The 24,426-nt window shown below is 55.7% G+C and carries 22 protein-coding genes; 12 read left to right on the top strand and 10 right to left on the bottom strand.

The genetic code is table 11. The annotated features are described in order from the left end of the window. Positions 1–314 precede the first annotated feature (314 nt). Positions 315–1,502, top strand: coding sequence for a CMD domain-containing protein (locus tag AC1RKC_RS00425; RefSeq protein ID WP_217331317.1), 1,188 nt, complete (start codon positions 315–317; stop codon positions 1,500–1,502). A 3-nt stretch (positions 1,503–1,505) separates the two neighbouring features. Here AC1RKC_RS00425 and AC1RKC_RS00420 read toward each other — a convergent pair whose 3' ends face one another. Together AC1RKC_RS00420 and dacD are read right to left on the bottom strand one after the other, a co-directional pair. Continuing rightward, positions 1,506–2,402 carry a LysR family transcriptional regulator gene (locus AC1RKC_RS00420; protein ID WP_020827110.1) on the bottom strand — a complete coding sequence of 299 codons (897 nt, stop codon included), beginning with the start codon at positions 2,400–2,402 and terminating at the stop codon, positions 1,506–1,508. A gap of 81 nt (positions 2,403–2,483) precedes the next feature. Then, complete coding sequence (gene dacD, locus AC1RKC_RS00415) at positions 2,484–3,653, bottom strand: serine-type D-Ala-D-Ala carboxypeptidase DacD (RefSeq protein WP_041414592.1); 1,170 nt, start codon at positions 3,651–3,653, stop codon at positions 2,484–2,486. A gap of 280 nt (positions 3,654–3,933) precedes the next feature. Between dacD and AC1RKC_RS00410 the strand changes: the two genes are divergently transcribed. Next, positions 3,934–6,240, top strand: a complete 2,307-nt coding sequence (locus AC1RKC_RS00410; RefSeq protein WP_217331318.1) for an FdhF/YdeP family oxidoreductase — start codon at positions 3,934–3,936, stop codon at positions 6,238–6,240. A gap of 15 nt (positions 6,241–6,255) precedes the next feature. On the opposite strand, the gene AC1RKC_RS00405 is transcribed toward AC1RKC_RS00410, so the two are convergent. Continuing rightward, positions 6,256–7,110, bottom strand: coding sequence for a LysR family transcriptional regulator (locus AC1RKC_RS00405; RefSeq protein WP_217331319.1), 855 nt, complete (start codon positions 7,108–7,110; stop codon positions 6,256–6,258). 99 nt (positions 7,111–7,209) lie between these two features. On the opposite strand from AC1RKC_RS00405, the gene gloA reads away from it, so the two are divergent. From gloA to AC1RKC_RS00390, 3 genes are all read left to right on the top strand, one after another. After that, entirely contained in the window at positions 7,210–7,737 is a 528-nt protein-coding gene (gene gloA, locus AC1RKC_RS00400; protein WP_020827114.1) for a lactoylglutathione lyase, read from the top strand. A gap of 185 nt (positions 7,738–7,922) precedes the next feature. After that, complete coding sequence (locus AC1RKC_RS00395) at positions 7,923–9,857, top strand: exoribonuclease II (protein ID WP_217331320.1); 1,935 nt, start codon at positions 7,923–7,925, stop codon at positions 9,855–9,857. Positions 9,858–10,085: 228 nt separating this feature from the next. Further along, positions 10,086–12,143: a carbon starvation CstA family protein gene (locus AC1RKC_RS00390; protein WP_116690360.1), complete on the top strand. Its 2,058-nt coding sequence runs from the start codon at positions 10,086–10,088 to the stop codon at positions 12,141–12,143. A 200-nt stretch (positions 12,144–12,343) separates the two neighbouring features. On the opposite strand, the gene fsa is transcribed toward AC1RKC_RS00390, so the two are convergent. Beyond that, positions 12,344–13,009 (bottom strand): fructose-6-phosphate aldolase, encoded by a 666-nt coding sequence (gene fsa / locus AC1RKC_RS00385; protein WP_020827117.1) that lies wholly within the window; start codon positions 13,007–13,009, stop codon positions 12,344–12,346. Positions 13,010–13,156: 147 nt separating this feature from the next. On the opposite strand from fsa, the gene AC1RKC_RS00380 reads away from it, so the two are divergent. From AC1RKC_RS00380 to AC1RKC_RS00370, 3 genes are read left to right on the top strand one after another with little or no spacing between them, the layout of a single operon-like run. Beyond that, positions 13,157–14,056 (top strand): glycyl-radical enzyme activating protein, encoded by a 900-nt coding sequence (locus AC1RKC_RS00380; RefSeq protein WP_048758679.1) that lies wholly within the window; start codon positions 13,157–13,159, stop codon positions 14,054–14,056. 4 nt (positions 14,057–14,060) lie between these two features. Beyond that, the gene (locus AC1RKC_RS00375) at positions 14,061–16,493 is read left to right on the top strand and encodes a formate C-acetyltransferase/glycerol dehydratase family glycyl radical enzyme (protein WP_493092249.1); all 2,433 of its coding nucleotides are present in this window, start codon (positions 14,061–14,063) and stop codon (positions 16,491–16,493) included. Between the two features lie 48 nt (positions 16,494–16,541). Beyond that, positions 16,542–17,288, top strand: a complete 747-nt coding sequence (locus AC1RKC_RS00370) for a DeoR/GlpR family DNA-binding transcription regulator (RefSeq protein WP_046373397.1) — start codon at positions 16,542–16,544, stop codon at positions 17,286–17,288. Positions 17,289–17,338: 50 nt separating this feature from the next. Here the strand turns inward: AC1RKC_RS00370 and araD are convergent, their stop codons facing one another. After that, complete coding sequence (gene araD / locus AC1RKC_RS00365; protein ID WP_020827121.1) at positions 17,339–18,034, bottom strand: L-ribulose-5-phosphate 4-epimerase; 696 nt, start codon at positions 18,032–18,034, stop codon at positions 17,339–17,341. Between the two features lie 352 nt (positions 18,035–18,386). Between araD and osmB the strand changes: the two genes are divergently transcribed. Beyond that, entirely contained in the window at positions 18,387–18,605 is a 219-nt protein-coding gene (osmB, locus tag AC1RKC_RS00360) for an osmotically-inducible lipoprotein OsmB (protein WP_004945176.1), read from the top strand. 207 nt (positions 18,606–18,812) lie between these two features. Here osmB and yciH read toward each other — a convergent pair whose 3' ends face one another. Both yciH and pyrF read right to left on the bottom strand, forming a co-directional pair. After that, a complete protein-coding gene (gene yciH, locus AC1RKC_RS00355; protein WP_020827122.1) occupies positions 18,813–19,139 on the bottom strand; it encodes a stress response translation initiation inhibitor YciH in 327 nt (108 codons plus the stop codon). Between the two features lie 10 nt (positions 19,140–19,149). Beyond that, positions 19,150–19,878, bottom strand: coding sequence for an orotidine-5'-phosphate decarboxylase (gene pyrF / locus AC1RKC_RS00350; RefSeq protein WP_258089597.1), 729 nt, complete (start codon positions 19,876–19,878; stop codon positions 19,150–19,152). Positions 19,879–20,206: 328 nt separating this feature from the next. Between pyrF and bhsA the strand changes: the two genes are divergently transcribed. Together bhsA and AC1RKC_RS00340 are read left to right on the top strand one after the other, a co-directional pair. Continuing rightward, positions 20,207–20,467, top strand: coding sequence for a multiple stress resistance protein BhsA (gene bhsA, locus AC1RKC_RS00345; protein WP_493092250.1), 261 nt, complete (start codon positions 20,207–20,209; stop codon positions 20,465–20,467). 170 nt (positions 20,468–20,637) lie between these two features. Beyond that, on the top strand, positions 20,638–20,934 hold the full coding sequence (locus AC1RKC_RS00340) for an Arc family DNA-binding protein (RefSeq protein ID WP_020827125.1): 297 nt from the start codon (positions 20,638–20,640) through the stop codon (positions 20,932–20,934). A gap of 57 nt (positions 20,935–20,991) precedes the next feature. Here AC1RKC_RS00340 and lapB read toward each other — a convergent pair whose 3' ends face one another. The 3 genes from lapB to pgpB all read right to left on the bottom strand — a co-directional run bounded on the left by lapB (position 20,992) and on the right by pgpB (position 23,526). Next, positions 20,992–22,161, bottom strand: a complete 1,170-nt coding sequence (gene lapB, locus AC1RKC_RS00335; RefSeq protein ID WP_020827126.1) for a lipopolysaccharide assembly protein LapB — start codon at positions 22,159–22,161, stop codon at positions 20,992–20,994. A gap of 6 nt (positions 22,162–22,167) precedes the next feature. Next, on the bottom strand, positions 22,168–22,470 hold the full coding sequence (locus tag AC1RKC_RS00330) for a LapA family protein (RefSeq protein WP_020827127.1): 303 nt from the start codon (positions 22,468–22,470) through the stop codon (positions 22,168–22,170). A gap of 285 nt (positions 22,471–22,755) precedes the next feature. Continuing rightward, positions 22,756–23,526 (bottom strand): phosphatidylglycerophosphatase B, encoded by a 771-nt coding sequence (pgpB, locus tag AC1RKC_RS00325; RefSeq protein ID WP_020827128.1) that lies wholly within the window; start codon positions 23,524–23,526, stop codon positions 22,756–22,758. A gap of 278 nt (positions 23,527–23,804) precedes the next feature. Here pgpB and ribA point away from each other — a divergent pair, with 278 nt between their 5' ends. Then, positions 23,805–24,398, top strand: a complete 594-nt coding sequence (ribA, locus tag AC1RKC_RS00320) for a GTP cyclohydrolase II (RefSeq protein ID WP_041415420.1) — start codon at positions 23,805–23,807, stop codon at positions 24,396–24,398. The last annotated feature ends 28 nt before the right edge of the window (positions 24,399–24,426 follow it).

Below are 24,426 nucleotides of genomic sequence, written 5' to 3'. Positions count from 1 at the left end.
ATTTTATTCCATTCAGTTATTGATTAGTCCTTAACATTATTTTATCTCGCCAATCGAATCGGTGAGGATATCCCCTACGTTGAGCTTATTAAACGACAGGATATCGCACTGATGAACAGCCATCGCAATCGCCGACTCTCGCAGTTTCTACTCGCTTTAGCCGCAGGTTTCTCTGTTTATGGTCACGCGCTGTGTTGTGATGACCAAGGTTGATCCTGTCATTCCGTGTCCCTCTGCGGGCATGTTGCCATTTTGTCTTGCCGCCGTTGCCTGCTGCACCGGTGGCTGTTGCTCATGATTAAGGATCATCCCCTATGGAACTACTACGTCGACAACATAATGCCCAGTGGTATCACGAAACCCAAAGCAGCGTGCGCGGTGAGCAGCCGTTGGAGCCGCAGGCGGCCGGCATCCGCGATCGATTTTTGCTGGGGCTGGGCGCTTTTGCCGACGAAGCGCTGAACACCGCGCTGACCGTACGCGCCGGGGTATTTAACGCCTCCCTGGCCGGATATCACGTGCTGTTTCCCGATCGGGTCGAATTGTCACGCACAGTGACATTGTCACCTTATGATCGCCTCAGCACCGCATTAACCGTGGCACAGGTGACCGGCGTGCAGTCTCTTTGTAGCCACTACGCCGCCCGCCTCGCCCCCCTGTACAGCTCCGACGCCTCCCGTGAAAGTAATATCCGCCTGGCCCAAATCACCCAGTATGCCCGCCAGCTCGCCAGTCAACCGACGTTGATTTGCAGCAAGGCGTTGCAGCAGCTGAGCGACGTCGGGTTAAGCCCGGCGGATATCGTGACCTTTTCGCAGATTATCGGTTTTGTTAGCTACCAGGCACGCGTGGTCGCCGGCGTGGCTGCCTTGGCCGGGCGGCCAACGGGAGTGGTGCCCGGTTTCCCGAACATCGCTGACGCCGAAGGCATTGTGTTCACCGAGGAAGAACTGGCATGGCAAGCGCGTCTTACCGTGGTGGTGCCGGAAGAGGCCCGTGCCGAACAGCTCGACGTGCTGGATCAAAGCCATCCCGACGCTCGCAGCGAATCCTATTATCTGTTGCTGGCCCACGATGCGCCCGCGCTGCGTGAACGTAATGGCGTGTTCAACAGTATCAATGCCGACGGTTATGGCCTGTCGGCGCGGCTGAAAGCGCTGGCGACGCTGGCAGTTTCCCGCATTAACGGCAGCCGCTACTGCGCAGCGACCGTCGCACAGGATATTCAACAGGAAGAACTGGTCGGCGCCCTGTTCAATAGCATTGAACAGGGGCTGGAGAGTACCAATGACCCGGTTAACCAGGCTGTGATCCGCGTAGCAACCGACCTGACCCGCACGCCTGAAAAGTTCACGCCGCGCAGCGTGCAGCCGCTGTTTAACAGTGGGTTGAATCAGGCGCAGGCGCTGGACGTGATCCTCACCGGCGCGCTGTATGCCTGGGAGAACCGCCTGCGTCAGACGCTCGGCGACACCCAATATCTCAGTGAAAACCTGGCGTAATCGCTAGCGCAGCAACCAACCTCGCGCGGCATCAAAAAAATGCTGCGCCAACGGCGATGCGCGTCCCGGCTCGGCGACCACGACCGCAGCATGACGTGACATCGCCGCAATCGCTATCGGTCGGTGTTGCAACTCCGGCATCATTGCCGGTAACAGGTTGCCATGCGGGAAAAGCCCACAGCCCAGACCGACGAAAATGCCCTGCAACAGTTGGAATATTGAGGTGGTTTCCATTCGAACGTGCAGCGTCAGTCCGGCTTCACGGAAGTTTTGATCAAGATAACGGCGGAAGTAACGCGTAGGCTCAGCCAGGCACAGCGGCAGCGTGGCTACATCCTCCAGCGTCAGGGGGGTATCTCCTACCAACTCAGGAAAATGCTGCGGGTGGAAAACCAGCTCGACCCCGGCGTCCGCCAATGGCTGGGACTGAAAGTGCAGCTCTTGCAGCGTGGAAAGCTCGAAGAAACCGATGCCGACATCTACGGTATGTGCCGTCAACGCCTCCAGCAACTGATCGGCACTCAGCACCGCTACCCGATAATCCAGCTGAGGGTAACGCTCACTGACGTCCTTTAACATTTGCGCCAGCGAGATGCTGCATTGCGGTACCACACCGATACGCAACGTGCCGTTAAGCCCGTGTTTAAGCGACTCGACCTCCAGCTTCAGCCCCTGATAAACCGACACGATCTCGCGCGCCCACGACAGCACCCGCTCCCCTTCGGCAGTAAAACCCTCGAAGTTGTTACCGCGGTTGATTAAGGATACGCCCAGCTCTTTTTCCAAATTTTTCAGCCGCATAGACAATGTCGGCTGACTGACAAAGCTGGCCTCTGCCGCACGGCCGAAGTGGCGCTCGCGTTCGAGATTACACAGGTAGATCAGTTGCTTAATATCCATAAAACGGCTCAATAAGTCATGACTGACCTGAGTATACCATCGCTGTAGGGTTTCGGGCGCAGCTGGCTACGCCCGGAGGGGTCAAATCTTCAGTTTTACGTAGTCCATCAATCGTGAGAACGCGCCGCCTTGCTGGACCGGTTGCAATGCCACCAGCGGCAAGGTTTTGAGCAGCTTGCCGTTATCGCTGATACGGATTTCGCCAATCGTCTGCCCTTGGGTTAACGGGGCATCCAGGCGCGGAACGCTGACCACATACTGCGCCTTCAGTTTGTCGGCTTCACTTTTCGGCAGGCTGAGATATTCCTCTTTTGCACTGCCCACCGCGACCTCATGACGGTCGCCATACCACACTTTTTCCTGCCCCAGATTTTGCCCGGCGCTGAACAGATGCACGGTGGTGAAATCACGCAGGCCCCAGGTCAGCAATTTGCGCGCCTGCTCTTCACGCCCTTTCGAACTTTTACCGCCCATCACCACCGCAATCAGCCGCCGGTCTCCTTCGGTAGCAGAGGCAATAATGTTAAAGCCGGCCGAGGCGGTATGGCCGGTTTTCAACCCGTCGACGTGCAGGTTTTTATCCCACAGCAGCCCATTGCGATTTTGCTGGGTGATGCCGTTCCAGGTCAGCGATTTCTCGCTGTACATGTGATACTCCGCCGGTTCGCTCATGATGATAGCGCGTGAAATCACCGCCAAATCGCCCGCCGTAGTGAATTGCCCCGGCGCATCCAGCCCATGCACGGTTTCGAAATGGGTATTCTGCAGGCCAAGCTGGGCACTCTTTTCATTCATCAACTTAACGAATGCCGCCTGGCTACCTGCCACATAATCCGCCATCGCGACACAGGCATCGTTGCCCGAATCAATGATGATACCGCGGCTGAGATCGCGAACCGTGACCCTGTCACCTGGCTTTAAGAACATCAATGATGATCCCTTAAACACCGGGTTGCCCTGCGCCCAGGCGTCATTGCCCACCGTCACCACGTCATCCAGGCCAATTTTGTGCTGATCGAGCGCGTGATCAATCACCAATCCGGTCATCAGCTTCGTCAGGCTGGCTGGGTTGCGGCGCTGATCTGCGTTCGCCTGCGCCAACACCTGTCCGGTGGTGTAATCCATCAATACGTAAGAGGCGGCGTCTATCGCCGGCGGTGTGTTTTGCGCAATACTGGAGGGAACATCTGCTGCCTGTACCGCCAGCGGCACTAACATGCCGGCGATCATCACCCATACTGAACGCTTCAATCACTGTTCCTCAGGCCCTGCGGGCTAAATAAAATGCCAATATAATCCGTGATATAGACTGCATTAATTATCGGGAAAGCGGAATCGTTACTCTTTTTCAGCAGGTGTCATAATGCAACGATTTGTTTGCCCGGTACCGCTACGCGATAAATCTGCTCTATGCCGCCATTGTCCCATTCGATTAGACGCTCACACCGCCCCAACCTAAACTTGTGACATAAACACTGAAAGCGCTTAAAAAAGCGTTCACTTATTAGCTACATCACCTGCGAAGAACAATATGAAATTTAAACCGTCAATAAAGCCGTATACCGGCGCGGCGGGCGGCTGGGGTTCACTCGAAGCCACTACCCGCTATGTGCTCGACAGTAAACAGACGCTGCAAAACCTGCGTAACCTGATGCGCGTGAACAAGGCTCGTGGCTTCGACTGCCCAGGTTGTGCCTGGGGCGACGACAACCACAGCACCTTCAGTTTCTGCGAAAACGGCGCCAAAGCGGTCAGTTGGGAAGCAACGCGTAACGCGGTCGAGCCGGAGTTTTTCGCGGCTCACAGCGTCAGCACCCTGCTGCAGCAAAGTGATTATTTCCTGGAATACCAGGGCCGTCTCACCCACCCCATGCGCTATAACGCCGAAACAGACCACTACCAGCCGATCAGTTGGCCGGACGCACTAGCGTTAATCGCCCAGCATATTAACCAGATGGATAACCCGAACCAGATCGAGTTGTATACTTCGGGCCGCGCCAGCAATGAAGCTTCTTATCTGTATCAATTGTTTGGTCGTATGCTCGGCACCAGCAATTTCCCTGACTGCTCCAATATGTGCCACGAAGCCAGCGGCGTGGGCCTCAAACAAAGTATCGGCGTAGGGAAAGGCACCATTCGCATGGACGACTTTGAAAAAGCCGATGCCATCTTCGTGTTTGGCCAGAATCCTGGCACCAACCACCCGCGCATGCTGCATAGCCTGAAAAATGCCGCCAACCGCGGTGCGCGCATCGTCAGTTTTAACACCCTGCGCGAACGTGGCCTCGAGCGTTTTGCCGATCCGCAAAGCCCGATTCAAATGCTGACGCCCAAGTCGTCGCCGATCAGTTCATCCTATTACCAACCCAACCTCGGCGGGGATATGGCGGCCGTGCGCGGCATGGTGAAAGCGCTGCTGGAAAGTCATCGTGAGCGCCTGGCGGCCGGTGAACCCGGCCTGTTCGATCAGGCATTCATCAGTCAACACAGCGTCGGCGTCGAGGCGTATCTGGCGCAGGTCGATGCTACGACCTGGCAACAAATCACCCAGCAGTCCGGCCTCAGCGAGGAACAATTGCGTCAGGCGGCGGCGATTTATCAGGGTGCCGAACGCGTGATCTGCACCTGGGCGATGGGCGTCACCCAGCATAAGCATTCTGTGCCAACGGTACGTGAGATCACCAACCTGCAGCTGCTGTTCGGTCAGTTGGGTAAACCGGGCGCCGGCCTGTGTCCGGTACGCGGCCACAGCAACGTGCAAGGCAACCGCACCATGGGCATTGATGAGAAGTCCCCCAAGGCACTGCTCGACAGCCTGGAGCAGCACTTTGACTTCTCGCCGCGACGCGAACCGGGCCATAACACCGTAGAGGCCATTGAGGCGATGCTGCGCGGTGAGGTTAAGGTCTTGCTGGCGTTGGGCGGCAATCTGGCCGCGGCTGCGCCGGACACCGAACGCACTGCCCGCGCCCTGCGCCGTTGTGATCTGACGGTGCATATCAGCACCAAGCTCAACCGCAGTCATCTGGTCACCGGCAAAGACGCGCTGATCCTGCCGACCCTGGGCCGTACCGAACAGGATATGCAGGCCAGCGGCCCACAGTACATTACGGTTGAAGACTCTTTCAGCATGGTGCATGCGTCGGAAGGCGTCGGTAAACCACTGGCGGAGACCCAGCGTTCAGAAACCGCCATCGTGTGCGGCATCGCCGATGCGGTGTTGGGCAACCAGCAGCTCGACTGGCTGGAGCTGGCAGACGATTATTCGTTGATCCGCGACCATATCGCCGCCACCATTCCCGGTTTCGAAGATTTCAACCGGCGCTGCGACCAGCCCGGTGGTTTCTACCTGGGTAACGCCGCCGCAGAATTGCGTTTTGACACCCCAAGCGGCAAGGCCGAGTTTAGCGCAGCGCCTCTGCCAACCAGCCTGTTCCCGCAGTTGGATGGCCGACAGGCGCCCTTCACGCTGCAAACACTGCGTTCGCACGATCAGTACAACACCACTATCTACGGACTGGATGACCGTTACCGCGGCGTCTACGGCCAACGAGAGGTGCTGTTTATACACCCTGAAGATCTGGCGGCGTTGGATATGCAAGACGGTGAGCTGGTAGAGATTGAAACGCTGTGGAATGACGGCATTACACGTAAGGTCAGTGGCTTCAAACTGGTAAGCTACGATATCCCACGCGGTAATCTGGCGGCTTACTACCCAGAGACTAACCCGTTGGTTCCGTTGGCCAGCTTTGGTGACGGCACCGGCACGCCAACGTCGAAGTCGATACCGGTGGAGATCCGCCGTTGTGTGGCGCAACCGACGCTGCGTATTGCCTGAATGGATGCGCCCGGTTCACGCCGGGTGCATTAACAGATCGAGCGCCGTCTGCAACTCGTCAGAGAGCTGATGGCGGCGCCACACGAAGTACAAATTGCTAACCCCTTCCGCCCCCATTTCTACCACTTTTAACGCCTGCTCAGGCAGGATCATCGGCAGCAAAGACCCCGGAACACAGGCGACGCCACAACCCGCTTTTACGCAGGCTGCCATCGCCGTGTACGACTCCATCTCCAGCGTCATCCGCGGCTTTAGCTGGCGTGAGGCCAACCAGCGATCGATTTTCAGGCGGAAAGAACACTCGCGGCTGAAGGTATAAAACTCTAACTGTGCCAGGGTTGCGGCGTCCAGCTGCGGCACCGAGGCCGGCATCAACAGCACCAGGCGCTCATCAAACGCCGCGCGACTGGCCAGCAGCGGGTGCTCTATCGGCCCGTCGGTCAACGCCAGATCGATCTCGCTGTCAATCAGCATTCGCTCCAGCACCAGCGAGTCTCGACTCAGCACGTTGACCTGCATGTGGGGCTGGCTGCGGCGCAAGTGAGCGATGCGTGACGGCAGGTGACTGATCAGAGAAAAATCCAGCGCCCCAAAATTCAGCAGGCCCTGCGGTTGACGACCGGCGAACAATTGTTGGCTGCGGTCTGCCAGCGTCAGGATGTCGACGGCCTGTTGATAGAACTGTCGGCCTTTCGGCGTGACATAGAGCCGGTTTTTATCGCGAAAAAACAACTCGCCGCCCAGTGAGTCTTCTAACTCTTTGATGCGCAACGTGACGTTGGAGGGGACACAGTGCAATTCCCGCGCGGCGGCGGCAATGGTTTTATACTCCACCACGGCGCAGAAAAATCTAAGCTGACTCAGCTTCATGGTTCATTCACTTTTAGTTAGTGTTTTGGTTAGAAACAATCACTTTAGATTAGCATTTATTTGCCATAGAGTCGTATCGACAACCTAAGAGGGATCCCTATGCCACTGAATGATTTACTGAACCTGCCGGGCGTAACCGCGCAGCCGGAAACCGTCACCGACGGCTACGTGTTCAATCACACCATGATCCGCGTGAAGGACTTAACCCAAGCGCTGGACTTTTATACCCGCGTGCTCGGCTTTACCCCGGTGTATCTGGAAACCTTCAATGAAGCCGCGTTTACCATTTGCTACCTGACCCGCAGCCCACGCGACCAGATCCCACAGGATGACGATGCCCGTAAACGCTGGGTCCTGAGTCAACCGGGTATTTTGGAGCTCACCCATAACCATGGCACCGAACAGCAGGCTGATTTTCATTACCACAACGGCAACAGTGAGCCGCGTGGCTTTGGCCACCTCTGTGTGACGGTGCCTGACGTGCACGCTGCCTGCGAGCGTTTTGAGCGCCTTGGCGTGAACTTCCAGAAACGTCTGCATGAAGGTCGCATGAATTACGTGGCCTTTATCAAGGATCCCGACGACTACTGGATTGAAATCCTGCAGCCTACGCCGCTACAGAACTGATTTACTCCCCGTTTCCCCCCGGCGTTTCGAGCCGGGGTTTTCTTCCCGCCTTTTGAACGCCCAATATTCCATAAAATCGCGCCCCAACGCGGGAAAACCGTGACGTTTGGCTTGCCCGCAGCGGGTGATTCGCGTAAAACTGTCAGCCGCAAATCTTGCCACTCACAACCCATTCACTGGACGATATGTTTCAAGATAACCCGCTGCTGGCGCAGCTTAAACAGCAACTTCACTCTCAGACCCCGCGCGTTGAAGGCGTAGTAAAAGGGACTGAGAAAGGCTTTGGCTTTCTTGAGGTCGACGGTCAAAAAAGCTATTTCATTCCGCCACCGTACATGAAGAAAGTCATGCACGGGGACCGAGTGACCGCAACCCTGCATACCGAGAAAGAACGTGAAATCGCCGAGCCGGAAACCCTGATCGAGCCCTTCCTGTCGCGCTTTGTCGGCCGTGTGCAAAAGCGTGATGACCGTCTGTCCATCGTACCCGATCATCCGTTGCTGAAAGACGCGATCCCTTGCCGTCCGGTGCGTGAACTGAAACATAACTTCCAGGCCGGTGACTGGGCGGTAGCGGAAATGTGCCGCCACCCGCTGAAAGGCGATCGCGGCTTCAACGCCGACCTGACCCAATTTATTACCGACGGCGAAGATCACCTGGCGCCGTGGTGGGTCACGCTGGCCCGTCACAGCCTGGAAAAAGAAGCGCCGGAGATGATCGCGATCGATGAGCCGGATGCTTCCGTGCCGCGTGAAGATCTGACCGCTCTGAATTTTGTCACCATCGACAGCGCCAGCACCGAAGATATGGACGATGCGCTGTTTGTGCAGGAAAACGGCGACGGCTCGCTGCAATTGACCATCGCCATTGCCGATCCGACCGCCTACGTCGCGCAAGGCAGCGCGCTGGATCAAATCGCCCGCAAGCGCGCCTTTACCAACTACCTGCCAGGTTTCAACATCCCTATGTTGCCGCGCGATCTGTCAGACAACCTGTGTTCACTGCGTCCGAACCAACGCCGTCCGGTGCTGGCTTGCCGCGTGACCATCGGTGCAGACGGCGCATTGGGTGACGATATTCGCTTCTTCGGCGCCGAGATCGAATCAAAAGCCAAACTGGTTTATGACGAAGTTTCCGACTGGCTGGAAGGCATTGCTGGCTGGCAGCCGCCGAGCGATGAAATCGCACAGCAAATCACCCTGCTCAAGCGCGTGTGCGATGCACGTAACGCCTGGCGCCACCAGCATGCTCTGGTATTCAAAGATCGCCCAGACTACCGCTTTGTGTTGGGTGAAAAAGGCGAAGTGCTGGAGATCATCACCGAGCAGCGCCGCACCGCCAACCGCATCGTCGAAGAGTGCATGATTGCTTCCAACGTCTGCGCCGCCATTGTGCTGCGCGACCGTCTGGGCTTTGGCATTTACAACGTGCACACCGGTTTCGATCCGCTGCTGGTTGAGCAAGCCGTAACCGTACTGCAAGCCAACGGCGTTGAAGCCGAAGCCGAGAAGCTGCTGACGCTGGAAGGTTTCTGCGAACTGCGCCGTCACCTGGATTCGCAACCGACCCAGTTCCTCGACAGCCGTATTCGTCGCTCTCAGACGTATGCCGAAATCAGCACTACGCCGGGGCCACATTTCGGTCTGGGCCTGGAGGCTTACGCCACCTGGACCTCTCCGATCCGTAAATACGGCGATATGGTCAACCACCGCTTGCTGAAAGCCGTTATCACCGGGCAGTCCGCAGAGAAACCGCTGGACGAAGTGACAATCCAACTGGCCGAACGTCGTCGTCTGAACCGGATGGCGGAACGTGACGTCGGCGATTGGCTCTACGCGCGCTACCTCAAGGATAAAGCAGGCACCGATGAACGCTTCAACGCGGAAATCATCGACGTAACCCGCGGCGGCCTGCGCGTTCGTCTGCTGGACAATGGCGCAGTGGCCTTTATCCCGGCGCCCTTCATTCACGCGGTACGTGATGAAATGGTATGCAGCCAGGATACCGGCACGGTGCAGATCAAAGGCGAAGTCGTTTATCGCCAGGGGGATACCCTGCAGGTCACCATCGCCGAAGTGCGTATGGAAACCCGCAGCGTGATCGCCAGACCGGCAGCTTAACCCGCAACATAAACGTTATGCCAGACAAACACCGGACGGGTCTCCCTCCGGTGTTTTTTTATTCCCAGTAACATCCTCATCACCTTGTTTTTACGCTATTACTCAACCGGCTTCACATTTCTCATCCGACCTGCTTCTCTTCGCCTGCAAAACTCCTACTTTTAATTTGTAGCCATTCTCCCTAAGAACACTTCTTTCTTTTTTCTGCACACCAAGGAGTTGTTGAACATGAAAAACGTCAAGTCCGGGATCATCTGGCTGGTGGTGGCGTTGGTCGGTGCATTCGCCTTCGCCATGCTGGCGCTAAGCCGCGGTGAACACGTCAATGCGGTTTGGCTGGTGGTAGCGGCGGTCGCCTGTTACAGCATCGCTTATCGCTTCTACAGCCTGTTTATCGCCAAAAAAGTCTTTGAGCTCGACGACCGCCGTATGACCCCGGCCGAACGTCGCAACGACGGGTTGGACTATGTCCCTACCAACAAGTGGGTGTTGTTTGGCCACCACTTTGCTGCCATCGCCGGGGCCGGGCCGCTGGTTGGCCCTATTCTGGCAGCGCAAATGGGCTTTCTGCCCGGCACTATCTGGATCCTGGTCGGGGTCATGCTGGCCGGCGCCGTGCAGGACTTCCTGATTCTGTTCATCTCTACCCGTCGTGACGGTCGTTCGCTGGGTGAAATGGCCAAGCAGGAACTGGGGGCCTTCGCCGGTGTGATTACCATGCTGGGCGCGCTGGGGGTGATGATTATCATTCTGTCCGCGCTGGCGCTGGTGGTGGTTAAAGCCCTGGCCGACAGCCCCTGGGGCTTGTTCACCATCGCTGCAACCATCCCAATCGCCCTGTTTATGGGCGTGTATATGCGTTTTATCCGGCCGGGTAAAATCGCTGAAATCTCGGTGATCGGTTTCGCGCTGATGCTGCTGGCGATCATCTACGGCGGCAACGTGGCGCAAGACCCCTATTGGGGCCCGTTCTTTACGCTGCACGGCACCACGCTGACCTGGGTGTTGGTGGTTTACGGCTTTGTCGCTTCGGTGTTGCCGGTGTGGCTGCTGTTGGCACCGCGTGACTATTTGTCCACCTTTATGAAGATTGGCGTCATTATCGGGTTGGCTGTAGGTATCGTCTTCGCCATGCCGGAAATGAAAATGCCGGCGGTATCGCGCTTTATCGACGGCAGCGGCCCGGTGTTCGCCGGCTCGCTGTTCCCGTTCCTGTTTATCACCATCGCCTGTGGTTCGATTTCCGGTTTCCATGCGCTGGTTTCCAGCGGTACCACGCCGAAACTGGTGGAGCGCGAGAGCCATATTCGCTTTATCGGTTATGGCGCCATGCTGATGGAGTCCTTCGTGGCTATCATGGCGTTGATTTGCGCGTCGGTGATCGACCCAGGCGTTTACTTCGCCATGAACTCGCCGGCGGCGCTGATCGGCACCACGGTGGAAAATGCCTCTCAGGTGATTAACAGCTGGGGCTTTATGATCACCCCGGAAACCCTGACGATGATTGCCAAGGACGTCGGGGAGCACTCCATCCTGTCGCGCGCCGGCGGCGCCCCGACCTTCGCCGTGGGCATGGCACATATCATTACCGAGGTGTTTAACAGCCGCGCAATGATGGCCTTCTGGTACCACTTCGCCATTCTGTTCGAGGCGCTGTTTATTCTGACCGCCGTCGATGCCGGGACCCGTGCCTGTCGCTTTATGGTGCAGGATCTGGTCGGTGTAGCGATCCCAAGGTTAGCTAACAACCGTTCGTGGTTCGGTAATCTGGCGGGAACCACCGTGGCCGTCGCCGGCTGGGGCTTCTTTGTCTATCAGGGGGTGGTCGATCCGCTCGGCGGCATCAATACGCTGTGGCCGCTGTTCGGTATCGGCAACCAGATGCTGGCTTCGATGGCGCTGATCCTCGGTACCGTGGTGCTGTTCAAAATGAAAAAACAGCGCTATGCCTGGGTGACCATTTTACCGACCGTCTGGTTGTTTATTACCTCAATGACCGCCGGCTGGCAGAAAATATTCCACGAGAAACCGAGCATCGGCTTCCTGGCGCAGGCGAAGAAATTCTCTGCCGGTATTGAACAAGGCACGCTGATCGCACCGGCCAAGACGCTGAAGGATATGGAGACCATCGTTTTCAGTAACCAGATTAACGCCGCACTGTGCGCTTTCTTTATGCTGGTGGCGGTAACCATGCTGGTCTCCGCCTTCTTTGTGATCCGTCGTGCGCTGAATGCCAGCCAGCCCACGGCGCAGGAGTCGCCGATCGTCCTGCGTGAAAATGTATAAATTCAGTTGGTTATAATCAGGGCGCTGCGGCGCCCTCAGACTGCTGACAAACCTGCGTAAAGGCTAAACCGGTAGGGGTCGAACATGTTCGACCCGATTTAACCCATTGATTATGCTATTGGGCACAGCATGCAGCGCCGCTACCATTAAACAACAGAGCACTTTGTCAACGGGCGCCCTTTTCTTTGCTTATCCGGTTCTCAGTTCAGCAGATTAGTGCCGAACGCCCCCTGCCAATCTTGCTCGAATTTCTCTACCGCGGCCTGAACCGCCGGTGCCGCGAGGAACTGCTCAGCCACGTCGACCGGCAGAGTGATGGCCTGACAACCCGCCAGCAAGCATTCCAGCGCCTGACGCGGCGTTTTGAAACTGGCCGCCAGCACCCGGGCTCCCGGCGCGTGCAGCGTCAGCAATTGCTGCAGCTCGTGAACCATTTCAATGCCGTCACCGCCCTGCGCGTCCAGGCGGTTCACGTATGGGGCCACATACTCAGCTCCCGCCAGCGCCGCCAGCAGTCCCTGACCCGCACCATAAACCGCCGTCCCCAGCGTAGGAATCGACATCGACTTCAGTTTTTTAATCGCTGCCAGGCCTTCTGCGGTCGCCGGTACCTTAACCACCAGTCCAGGCACTCGCTGATGAAGCAACGCCGCTTCCGCCACCATGCGCTCGGCGTCGTTAGCCATCACCTGAGCAAAGAGTTTGCCGGTGCCCCCCAGCGCATCGCGCAGCGCCGGTAACACTTCCCAAATCGGTTTTCCCTCTTTGGCAACAATGCTCGGATTGGTGGTCACACCGTGCAGAGGCAGGATGCGCGCCAGTCGTTTTACTGCGTTCACATCGGCGGTATCGAGATAAAGCTCCATTACGGACTCCTGAATCTTTTGTGGACGAATTCAAACTCTCATCATAGTAGGAACATGCAACGCATTTATATTTGATCGAAATCAAATCAACTTTCATTCGAAACAATTTTAATGACAAAAGAAAAGCAACCGAATGACAGGTGACTCGTGATCTTCAATCTGCAGCGCTATTCCACCCATGATGGTCCAGGCATCCGCAGCGTAGTGTTCCTGAAGGGCTGCTCGTTGGGCTGTCTCTGGTGCCAGAATCCGGAAAGCCGCTCGCGAAAAGCGGACTTGCTGTTCGATCCGCGTTTATGCCTCAGCGGCTGTACCCTGTGCGCCGAAGGCCATCCTCAGGCGATTCAACGAATAGACGACAACCTGCTGATCCAGCGCGAGTTACTCAGCCACGAAGAGTATGCCGCATTAGCCGCCCGTTGCCCAACCGACGCACTCAGCCTGTGCGGCAGCGCAGTAAATATCGACGATATCATGACCGAGGTGCTGCGCGATCGGCCTTTTTATCTGCGCACCGGTGGCGGCCTGACACTCTCCGGCGGTGAACCCTTTATGCAGCCTGCCGTGGCGGCAGAACTGCTGAAGCGCGGCCGTGAGGCCGGCATTCATACCGCGGTGGAATCTTGCCTGCATACGCCCTGGTCACACATAGCGCCTTCGCTGCCCTGGCTCGATCTAATGCTGGCGGATTTGAAACACGTCGATGAAAAACGTTTCAAGCAGTGGACCGGCGGCTCCGCCAAACGGGTAATGGAAAACTTCCGCCGCCTGGCCGCCCACGGTACCCGAACGACCGTGCGCGTCCCGCTGATCCCCGACTTTAACGCCGATCGCCGCTCAATTCGCGCGATTGTCGATTTCGCCGCCGATGAGGCCGGCGTTACAGAGATTCATTTCTTGCCTTACCACACGTTGGGTATCAACAAATATAACCTGCTCGGCGAGCCTTATCACGCGGCCCGCACCCCACTAGATGCCCCTGAACTGCTGGCCTATGCCGAACAGTACGCCGAGGCCAAAGGGCTGACTGCCATTTTGCGAGGATAACACCATGACTAAGCTGGATCTGACCACCCTGTCCGAACGCACCCAGGCTCACAAGAACGCGCTGATCCATATCGTCAAACCGCCGGTTTGCACCGAACGCGCCCAGCACTACACCGAAGCCTATCAGCAGCATCAGGACAAACCCTTGCCGGTTCGTCGGGCACTGGCATTGGCTAACCATTTGGCTAAGCGAACTTTGCGAATCGATAACGACGAGTTGATTATCGGCAACCAGGCCAGCGAATTACGCGCTGCGCCGATTTTCCCCGAATATACCGTCAGTTGGATCGAAGACGAGATTGACCAACTGGCCGACCGTCCGGGCGCCGGTTTCTCAGTCAGCGAAGAGAACAAGGCCATTTTGCATCGGCTATGCCCGTGGTGGCGCGGCCAGACGGTGCAAGATCGCTGCTACGGCATGTTTACCGACGAACAAAAGGCCCTGCTGGCCACCGGTATCATCAAGGCTGAAGGCAATATGACCTCAGGGGATGCCCATCTCGCGGTGAATTTCCCACTACTGTTGGAAAAAGGCCTCGACGGGCTGCGCGAGAAAGTCGATGAACGTCGCAGTCGTATCCGGCTTACCGACTGGGAAGAGTTGCATCAGGAGCAATTCCTGAAGGCAATCGATCTGACCCTGGAAGCGCTGAGCGCGCATATCTTGCGCTTTGCCCAGTTGGCGCGCGACATGGCGCAGACGGAAAACCGTTTGTGGCGAAGTGAAGAGCTGCAGACCATCGCGGAAAACTGTGAGCTGATTGCCCATCGGCCACCACAAACCTTCTGGCAGGCCCTGCAACTGTGCTACTTCATTCAACTGACGCTACAGATTGAATCCAACGGCCATTCGGTGTCCTTTGGCCGCCTCGACCAATATCTCTACCCCTGGTACCGTCGTGACGTAGAGTTAGAACAGACGTTGCCACGCGAGCGTGCGATTGAAATGCTGCACAGTTGTTGGTTGAAGCTGTTGGAGATCAACAAGATCCGTTCCGGTTCTCACTCCAAAGCCTCGGCAGGCAGCCCGCTGTATCAGAACGTCACTATTGGCGGACAGCAACTGATCAACGGCAAACCCTGCGATGCGGTTAACCCCTTGTCCTATGCCATTTTGGAGTCCTGCGGGCGCTTACGCTCCACCCAGCCTAATCTCAGCGTGCGTTACCATGCAGGAATGAGTAACGACTTCCTCGACGCCTGCGTGCAAGTGATCCGCTGTGGGTTCGGCATGCCGGCCTTCAACAACGATGAAATCGTTATCCCTGAGTTTATCAAACTGGGCGTGGAGCCGCAGGATGCCTATGACTACGCGGCGATCGGCTGTATCGAAACCGCCGTGGGCGGGAAATGGGGTTACCGCTGCACCGGCATGAGCTTTATCAACTTCACTCGCGTCATGCTGGCGGCACTGGAACAAGGGCGCGATGCGACCTCCGGCAAAATTTTCCTGCCACAAGCAGAGGCGCTCTCGAAGGAAAACTTCGCCGACTTTGAGCAGGTGCTGGGTGCCTGGGACAACCAGATCCGCTATTACACGCGTAAGTCGATTGAAATTGAATGCGTGGTCGATACCGTATTAGAAGAGAACGCTCACGATATCCTCTGCTCAGCGCTGGTGGATGACTGCATCGAACGCGGCAAAAGTATCAAGCAAGGTGGCGCAAAATACGATTGGGTTTCTGGTCTGCAGGTCGGCATAGCCAACCTGGGCAACAGCCTGGCGGCGGTGCGCAAGCTGGTCTTCGAACAAGGGGTTATTGGCCAACGGCAATTGGCGGCTGCGCTGGAAAATGACTTCGACGGATTGAGCGGCGAACAGTTACGCCAGCGTCTGCTCAACGCCGCTCCAAAATACGGTAACGACGAGGATGAGGTCGATCAACTGCTGGTGCGTGCTTATCAAACTTATATCGACGAACTGAAGCAGTACCACAACACCCGCTTTGGTCGTGGCCCGATAGGCGGCACCTACTACGCCGGAACGTCGTCGATTTCAGCTAACGTGCCCTTTGGCGCGGCTACCCTGGCCACGCCAGACGGCCGTAAAGCGCATACGCCGTTGGCGGAAGGTGCCAGCCCGGCCTCCGGTACCGATCATCTGGGACCGACCGCCGTGTTCAATTCGCTGTCCAAACTGCCCACCGCGTCTATCCTCGGCGGCGTGTTGCTGAATCAGAAACTGAACCCGGCGACGTTGGAGGATCCGCGGGACCGAGAAAAACTGATGTTGATGCTGCGCACCTTCTTTGAGGACTACCTGGGTTGGCACGTGCAATACAACATCGTGTCGCGGGAAACGCTGCTGAAAGCGAAGCAACATCCTGACCAATATCGTGATTTAGTGGTCCGCGTTGCTGGATATTCCGCTTTCTTTACCGCATTATCCCCTGACGCGCAGGATGATATTATTGCGCGAACAGAACATACTATTTAAACAATAAATATTAGCGGCCGCACATTGGTGGCCGCACATCAGGTTGATATGAATTCAAGACAACAGACAATACTTCAATTGGTAAACGATCGCCGACGTATCAGCGTCAGCGATTTGGCCGCGGCCACCGGCGTTTCAGAGGTGACGATCCGCCAGGATTTGAACCTGCTGGAGAAACGCAGCTACCTGAAACGGGTGCACGGTTCCGCGCTGGCATTAGAAAGCGACGACGTCGATGCGCGCATGATGTCCAACTTCACCCTCAAGCAAAAGCTGGCGCAGTATGCCGCCTCGCTGGTTAACGACGATGAAACCATTTTTATCGAAAGTGGCAGCGCCAACGCGCTGCTGGCGCGTTATATCGCCGAGCGTAAACGCATCACGCTGATCACCGTCAGCCACTATATCGCCCATCTGCTAAAAGAGACGGATTGCGAGGTGATCGTACTGGGCGGCATGTACCAGAAAAAGAGCGAGACCGTGGTCGGGCCATTAACCCGCCAATGCATTCAGCAAGTGCATTTCAGCAAGGCGTTTATTGGCGTCGATGGCTATCATGCGGATACTGGCTTCACCGGCCGCGATATGATGCGCGCCGACGTGGTCAACGCCGTGCTGGCGAAGGGCGTAGAAAATATTGTCCTGACCGACTCGTCAAAATTCGGTCAAATTCAGCCCAATCCGCTGGCCCAGCAGGGCAAGGTTCAGCGGGTAATCACCGATTCGCGGCTGTCGTTGGAGTATCAACACCTGTTGAAGCGCCAGGGAATACAGTTGGATATGGTGAACGACTAGCCTTCAGACGAAACAACGGGAGAGCCGCCGACAGGCGGACCTCCTGATGCTCACTGGCCGTAGTAGGCGTTTTTACCGTGCTTGCGCAGGTAATGTTTGTCCAGCAGGGTTTGCTGCATATTCGCCAGGCCCGGCGACAACTGGCGCGAAAAAATCCCCATATAGGCAATTTCTTCCAGTACCACCGCATTATGAACTGCGGTTTCTGCGTTTTCCCCCCAGGTAAAGGGGCCATGAGAATGCACCAGCACGCCCGGCACCGCCGCCGGATTTAACCGGCGCTGGCCAAAGGTTTCGACAATCACTCTGCCGGTCTCCCATTCATAGCGGCCATTAATTTCCTCATCCTGCATCCGTCGGGTACAGGGAATGTCGCCGTAGAAATAGTCGGCGTGCGTTGTGCCCCAGGCCGGAATATCCAACCCGGCCTGCGCCCAAATGGTGGCATGCCGCGAATGGGTGTGCACTATGCCCCCGGCATCGCCAAATTCCAGGTACAGCACGCGGTGGGTATCGCTGTCTGATGAGGGCTTTTTGTCCCCCTCCACCACCTTGCCGCTTTCCAGTTCCAGCACCACCATATCGTCACGGGTCATCACCCCGTATTCCACCCCCGAGGGTTTGATCACCATCAATCCCTCACGCCGATCGACAGCGCTGACATTCCCCCAGGTGAAGGTCACCAGACGATGGCGTGGCAGCGCCAGATTAGCCTCCAATACCTGCTGCTTGAGATCGTTAAGCATGTTTCTTTCCCGGTTAACCCTGTTGGGAATATTGTCGGCAGGCAGGCTTGGGGGCGGTATGGCGTAAATCGCTAAAGACCGCGTAGTCTTCTGCTGGAAACGGCAATTTGCGAGCTGGGGATTAAATAGCGCACAATGGACTTTAAGACTATTTACCTGTTTATCGTTCAGCAGAAGCTTATAGTGAATATTGGCGGAGGGAGCGCTCTGGGCGTTTCAATTATTCTGCCTTTAACAAAAAATGCCATTTTTTATAGCGATACTTACTGGGAGCGACTAGCAGGCCGAAATTCGGGTTCATGCCTATACTTAATAGGCACTCCCAGATAGCCAATGCTAAGGAGAATTCATTATGATGATTATCAATAAACGTTTTGCCACCGCCGCTCTGGCGCTTACTCTGGCGTTTTCACTCAGCGCTTGTTCAAACATGTCCAAACGTGACCGTAACACCGCCATTGGTGCCGGTGCAGGGGCCGTAGGCGGCGCGGTGTTGACCGATGGTAGCGCACTGGGTACGCTCGGCGGGGCTGCGGTAGGGGGCATCATTGGTCATCAGGTAGGTAAATAACCTGTTCGGCCAGTATTCAGATACCTCTGCCGACAGGCTGGCAAAAGCGATATCGCTTTGACGTATTACGCATAATAAAGATTATTTCAGGTCTGTTTTACCTTTCATCGATGGCGGGTTGCCATCAACGGGTTAACGCCCGGCAGCAGTATCCCAGCCATGCCGCAGTATTGCACCGCGGCATGGCCATTCGCTCAGGCGATTCGATTAGCCGCCCGCCAGCTTGACCTTCATCCCTTTGGCTTCTAACAGCTGTTTAAGCAGATCCCGCTTATCGCCCTGGATCTCGATCACGCCCTCTTTCACCGAACCGCCGCAGCCGCATTTTTTCTTGAGCTCTGCCGCCAGCTTGTCCAATGCGGCATCATCCAGATCAACGCCGGTGATCAGGCAAACGCCCTTTCCCTTGCGCCCGCTGGTCTGGCGCTGAATACGCACGATACCGTCGCCCTTTTCACGCGGCGGTTTGACGTCTTCCTGCTTGATACGCCCGCTATCGGTGGAATACACCAGCCGGCTGTTATCGTTGTTCATTGTCATCTCCTTAAGCCAGAGAAGCGCGGATCGCACTTAGCGTAGCAGCGGGATCGGCGGATTGGGTGATCGGGCGCCCAATCACCATGTAGTCAACACCAACCGCTTGCGCCTGTACCGGCGTCATGATGCGTCGCTGATCGCCGGCGTCGCTGCCTTCAGGACGGATGCCCGGCGTCACCAGTTGGAATTGTTGGCCACAGGCTGCTTTGAGACGCTCGGCTTCGTGCGCTGAACAAACTACGCCATCCAACCCACAATCGCGGGTCAGACGTGCCAAGCGCTCTGCATGCTCGGCCGGAGAAAGCTCGATACCGATACCACGCAGATCTTCTGCTTCCATGCTGGTCAGCACGGTGACGGCGATCAGCAACGGGGCCTGAGCGCCATAGGGCAGCAATGCTTCTTTCGCTGCGGTCATCATGCGTGCACCACCGCTGGCATGCACGTTCACCATCCATACACCCAACTCGGCCGCAGCAGCAACGGCACGGGCGGTGGTGTTGGGAATGTCATGGAATTTCAAATCCAGGAACACGTCGAAACCACGCGAGTGTAAATCGCGCACCAGCTGCGGCCCAAACAGGGTGAACATTTCCTTGCCCACTTTTAACCGGCAGTCCTGCGGATCAATACGATCGGCAAATGCCAGTGCCGCGCCAATATCTGCGTAATCCAGCGCAACGATGATCGGAGATGATTTTAAGTCATTGTTATTGATGTTATTTTCAGACTTCATTTCTTCTACCTTCTGTAAAATGGACATAAATAGGTAATAACCCGCCAAACTGACCGCCGCATTCTACATGCCGGCCGACAGAAATCCCAGCCGCAGCGCGCTCTGCGCTTAAGTAATGTTATCCCCTCGTACGTCATCAAGCGTCAATAACCCCTGACAGCCCTTAACCCAGCCTGCGTAAACCGCCGTAAAGATGCGTAAATTATGAATCAAATAATTTGAACAACATGCTCAGCATTATCAGATTTTAAATCCCTGCGGATGCTTTATTATTCAACACATCGGAAGCATACGCCTTCCAACCTAAACAAACAGACTGGAGTCTCTCATGAAAAGCATCAAATATTTTGCAGCAGCAGCCGTTATCGCCATGAACTCTTTCGCTACCTTCGCCGCTGAGCCGGTGGATCAGCAACAGGCCAGCAGCCTGACCGCTTCAGGCGTCGTTTCCGCCGGTCATGCCACTACCCTGAGTGGCCTGGAAGCCAAACTGGCCGCTAAAGCCGACGCCCAAGGCGCCAGCAGCTACCGCATCATTTCTGCCGGTGGTAACAACATGCTGAGTGGTACCGCAGTTATCTACAAATAAGCTATTAGGTATAGGGCCCGGCACGCCGGGCTTTACTTTATTTCCCCCGCCAGATCGTTCGCTATTCCCGCACTGCAATGTTACAAAAATATTAAATTTTTATTACACACTAGACTCTCTCCCCATAGTGGCTTAGCTTGAAGGCAATCCTCCCGCAGAAAGGCTTCAAAATGAGCGAGATATCTACATTAACCATTAAAATTCCTCTGGAACTCAAAGAAAAAATTCGTGCCATTGCTGCCGATAATCAACTCTCTCTGAGTGCCGAGGTTTGCCAGCGTCTAGAAAGCAGCTTCGATCTTCCGACCAAAGCGGAAAAAACCGCTAAAAAAGCAGCCGAGTTGCATCATGGCGAAATCGATAATCAGGGGATTGAAGAAGAAGTTGAGCAACCGCTGAATCAGAAAGAGTTGAAGAAGCTGCGTCAGCTGTTGAAAGGTAGCGCGAAGACCGGCAAGAAAAAATAAGTCGGTTTAGTGATCATAAGAAAACGGGGCCTGATTAGGCCCCGTTTTTTATTGTCGTTATTGTCCGTCCAACCCGCGGATCGGCTTAACCGATGACCAGGCCCGACACGACGGGCAATGCCAATACAGCGAGTGAGCGGTAAAACCGCATTTATGACAGCGGTAGCGCGGTTTGGTACGAATTTGCTCACCGACCATATCGCGCAGCAGTAACAGACTCTCTTTGGCACGACCATCTTCCGCATCCGCCAGGTGATAATCCATCAGGCGGTAAAATACTCGCATGGTCGGGTGGCGCTGTAGCTGCCGGTTGATATACACCTGCACCACGTCACGCCCTTCATGCTGCTCAATTATTTCCGCCAGCATCAGTTCTGCAGTAGCGCCGGTATTCTCTTCCACGCAGCGCTTGAGAAAGTCCGCCCAACCCTGCTGCTGTTCCAGATGCTGGTAACACTCTTGCAGCATCGGCAAGGTTTCGCTCACCAGTTCTTTATCCTGATTCAGCACGCGCTGTAGCGACTCAACCGCCTTGGCGTACTCACCCTGGGCCATATAAATACGTCCCACCATGATCGACACCCGGGCACACTGATTGTCGGCGGAAGCCGCGCGTTTCAACAATCCCATCGCTTTATCGAGATCGTCGCTGCCCATCGCCTGCAAGGCCAGTTCGCAATAGAAATGTGCGATCTCGACGCGCTGTTTGTCTTTGCCTAATTTGACCAGTTTTTCCGCCACGTCGATGGCTTTCAACCAGTCGCTGGTGGCCTGATGGATAGCCAACAGTTGCTGTAGCGCAGAAAGACGGAAATCCTCTTCGCCAACCAGTTGGCCAAACATGTCTTCGGCACGATCGTACATGCCAGCGGCCATGTAGTCGCGGCCCAGCTGTTGCACGGCCAGCAAACGTTGTTCGAAGGTCAGGGAAGCGCTTTCCATCAGCGCCTGATGGATGCGGATAGCGCGGTCGACTTCACCACGCGAGCGGAACAGGTTACCCAGCGTCAGGTGGGCTTCAACGGTGTTGCTGTCCTCTTTCAACATATCAAGGAACAGATCGACCGCTTTATCCTGCTGGTTGGAGAGCAGGAAGTTAACCCCGGCCACGTACTCGCGCGACAGACGGTTGGCTTCCTGTTGTTTATCCTGTTGAGCACTTCTGCGCCCCATGTACCATCCGTACGCGGCAGCCACGGGCAGCAACAGAAACAGCAGCTCTAACATAGAAGATTATTCCTTGCTGACAACGGACTGAGCTGCCGGCTCAGCAGGTTGTTCAAGCTGCAGTTCCAGCCTTTTGATTTTGCGTTCGGCACGCCCCAGCGCAATGCGGGTACGCAGATAAAACAGGCCGCAAATGACCCAACCGAGAACAAAACCGGCGCCAAACAACGCCGCCAACAGAGTCGATACGCGATAGTCGCCCTGCGCAACCAGATAGTTAAAACTCACCACCTGATCGTTATGCGCGCCCAACGTGACAGAAATCACGAAGATCACCAGAACCAACAAAAAAATCAGCAAATATTTCACATTCTTTCCCGCGATGCCGAGTTAATCGGATGAACTATGCCAATACGTGGCGTCCCTAACTAATAAGTTAGCATTTCCCGTCGTAGCAGGGAAACCCTGCGGCACGATAAAACCATATATGCTGGCATATTCGACAGTAAACGGCACTCCCGAACAAATTAATGAGAAAGCTTCTCAAAATAATGGATTAATAAAGATATGGGGGCGTTAATGCGAATTGCAATGAAGTGCTATGTAAGTGGTTAATACGGCGCCATGCTGACGCCGTAAAAGTGACACAGTCACCTAGTTTTTGTCAGACAGAGTTCTTTCTGCGATTTCCTGTTGCTCTTGCGGTGGTGGCGTCAACGGCCCGAACCAGCGTTGCACCAGCCAACAGGCCAAGGTGACCAGCAACCAGCTAATCAAGGTCGCCACCGCCAGATCACGTGGCCAATGCATCCCCAGCAACAAACGGCTCCCCATCACCCCTACTGCCCAAACCATCAGTATCGCCACGGTCTTGTAGTGCCTACGCGGCCACAGCAACCCCACGCCCAGCAGCGCCCAACTGGCGGCAAACATGGTATGGCCCGAAGGAAACGCAAAACCGGTCTCAAACTGCCAATGTTCGCGCAACCATACGGGCACCAGCGGTTGGTCCTGCAGTTGCTCTTTGACCAACGCCCCCCGCTCTTTGCGCTTGAGTGAGTAAAAGTACTTTTCATCAATCTGATGGGCTGATTCCAGCCACAGCACGAAAGGCCGTGGCTCTTGTACCCGGTCCTTGATAAAGGACTTCACGCCCTGGCCAATCATTATCGACGCGCTGAGCAGCACCAGCAGGCCAATGGCCGGCTTGATGCGAAAGCGCAGGCACCACAGGAACCAGGCGCAGAGAATGATGTTGGTGATAATGCCCCATGGCGAAGTGACCGTTTCGGTCAACCAATACAGGCCTTTCAGAAGGCGTCCGTCGCCCCCCGGTTGCCATTGCCAGCCGGAAAGCCACACCGCCAAAGGCATCAGCAACAGAACTATGGCACCTGCCGCCGTGCGTTTTGCTATCTCAAACATTCCTATCGTCCTTTGCTTAAGCCAATTTGCAGTGTAACAATCTTGTAATATCGATAACACTCTAAAAATTAAACAGATAAAAAACCTATCGCAATAATAGTTGGCTGAAAACGCCGGATGCTGGTTTGCTGAGCACCGCAGGGCAAGAAGTTATGGCAAAATAGCCGATAATTAACGAAATGCCGATCGTCGTTGCGCATTTTAATACTGGTCAGTTCACCGTACCGGAAGTAGGATGCGCAACCATGATTGAATCGGATGTATTTGTGGAGAGCAACATGCAGCTTAAACGGGTGGCAGAGGCCAAATTGCCAACACCTTGGGGCGATTTCCTGATGGTAGGATTCGAAGAACTGGCTACCGGACACGACCATTTGGCGCTGGTGTTCGGTGATATTTCTGGCGCGACGCCGGTACTCTCACGCGTACATTCTGAGTGTCTGACCGGTGATGCATTATTCAGCCTGCGCTGCGACTGCGGTTTTCAATTGGAAGCGGCGCTGGAGCATATCGCAGAGGAAGGTCGCGGTATCCTGCTCTACCATCGTCAGGAAGGTCGCAATATCGGTTTGCTGAATAAAATCCGCGCTTATGCTTTGCAGGACAAAGGCGCGGATACGGTAGAGGCCAACCATCAGCTAGGTTTCGCCGCCGATGAGCGCGACTTCACCCTGTGCGCCGACATGTTCAAGCTGTTGGGCGTGGATGCGGTACGCTTACTGACCAACAACCCGAAAAAGGTTGAGATCCTGACGGAAGCCGGCATCAACATCACCGAGCGCGTGCCGCTGATCGTTGGCCGCAATCCGAAGAACGAACGTTACCTGGCCACCAAGGCAGCCAAAATGGGCCATTTGCTGGACCAGAAATAATTTCCCTGCGGGAAAAAATCAGGGCGCC

This window comes from Serratia sp. GW822-FHT06E05 (assembly GCF_058799445.1).
This window is presented reverse-complemented; position numbering and strand designations above follow the sequence as displayed.

Bases quoted from the DNA above. Each gene is read 5' to 3' on its own strand.
- AC1RKC_RS00425 (WP_217331317.1), top strand. From the start codon at position 315: ATGGAACTACTACGTCGACAACATAATGCCCAGTGGTATCACGAAACC.
- AC1RKC_RS00420 (WP_020827110.1), bottom strand. From the start codon at position 2,402: ATGGATATTAAGCAACTGATCTACCTGTGTAATCTCGAACGCGAGCGC.
- AC1RKC_RS00410 (WP_217331318.1), top strand. From the start codon at position 3,934: ATGAAATTTAAACCGTCAATAAAGCCGTATACCGGCGCGGCGGGCGGC.
- AC1RKC_RS00405 (WP_217331319.1), bottom strand. From the start codon at position 7,110: ATGAAGCTGAGTCAGCTTAGATTTTTCTGCGCCGTGGTGGAGTATAAA.
- gloA (WP_020827114.1), top strand. From the start codon at position 7,210: ATGCCACTGAATGATTTACTGAACCTGCCGGGCGTAACCGCGCAGCCG.
- AC1RKC_RS00395 (WP_217331320.1), top strand. From the start codon at position 7,923: ATGTTTCAAGATAACCCGCTGCTGGCGCAGCTTAAACAGCAACTTCAC.
- AC1RKC_RS00390 (WP_116690360.1), top strand. From the start codon at position 10,086: ATGAAAAACGTCAAGTCCGGGATCATCTGGCTGGTGGTGGCGTTGGTC.
- fsa (WP_020827117.1), bottom strand. From the start codon at position 13,009: ATGGAGCTTTATCTCGATACCGCCGATGTGAACGCAGTAAAACGACTG.
- AC1RKC_RS00375 (WP_493092249.1), top strand. From the start codon at position 14,061: ATGACTAAGCTGGATCTGACCACCCTGTCCGAACGCACCCAGGCTCAC.
- AC1RKC_RS00370 (WP_046373397.1), top strand. From the start codon at position 16,542: ATGAATTCAAGACAACAGACAATACTTCAATTGGTAAACGATCGCCGA.
- araD (WP_020827121.1), bottom strand. From the start codon at position 18,034: ATGCTTAACGATCTCAAGCAGCAGGTATTGGAGGCTAATCTGGCGCTG.
- osmB (WP_004945176.1), top strand. From the start codon at position 18,387: ATGATGATTATCAATAAACGTTTTGCCACCGCCGCTCTGGCGCTTACT.
- yciH (WP_020827122.1), bottom strand. From the start codon at position 19,139: ATGAACAACGATAACAGCCGGCTGGTGTATTCCACCGATAGCGGGCGT.
- pyrF (WP_258089597.1), bottom strand. From the start codon at position 19,878: ATGAAGTCTGAAAATAACATCAATAACAATGACTTAAAATCATCTCCG.
- bhsA (WP_493092250.1), top strand. From the start codon at position 20,207: ATGAAAAGCATCAAATATTTTGCAGCAGCAGCCGTTATCGCCATGAAC.
- AC1RKC_RS00340 (WP_020827125.1), top strand. From the start codon at position 20,638: ATGAGCGAGATATCTACATTAACCATTAAAATTCCTCTGGAACTCAAA.
- lapB (WP_020827126.1), bottom strand. From the start codon at position 22,161: ATGTTAGAGCTGCTGTTTCTGTTGCTGCCCGTGGCTGCCGCGTACGGA.
- pgpB (WP_020827128.1), bottom strand. From the start codon at position 23,526: ATGTTTGAGATAGCAAAACGCACGGCGGCAGGTGCCATAGTTCTGTTG.
- ribA (WP_041415420.1), top strand. From the start codon at position 23,805: ATGCAGCTTAAACGGGTGGCAGAGGCCAAATTGCCAACACCTTGGGGC.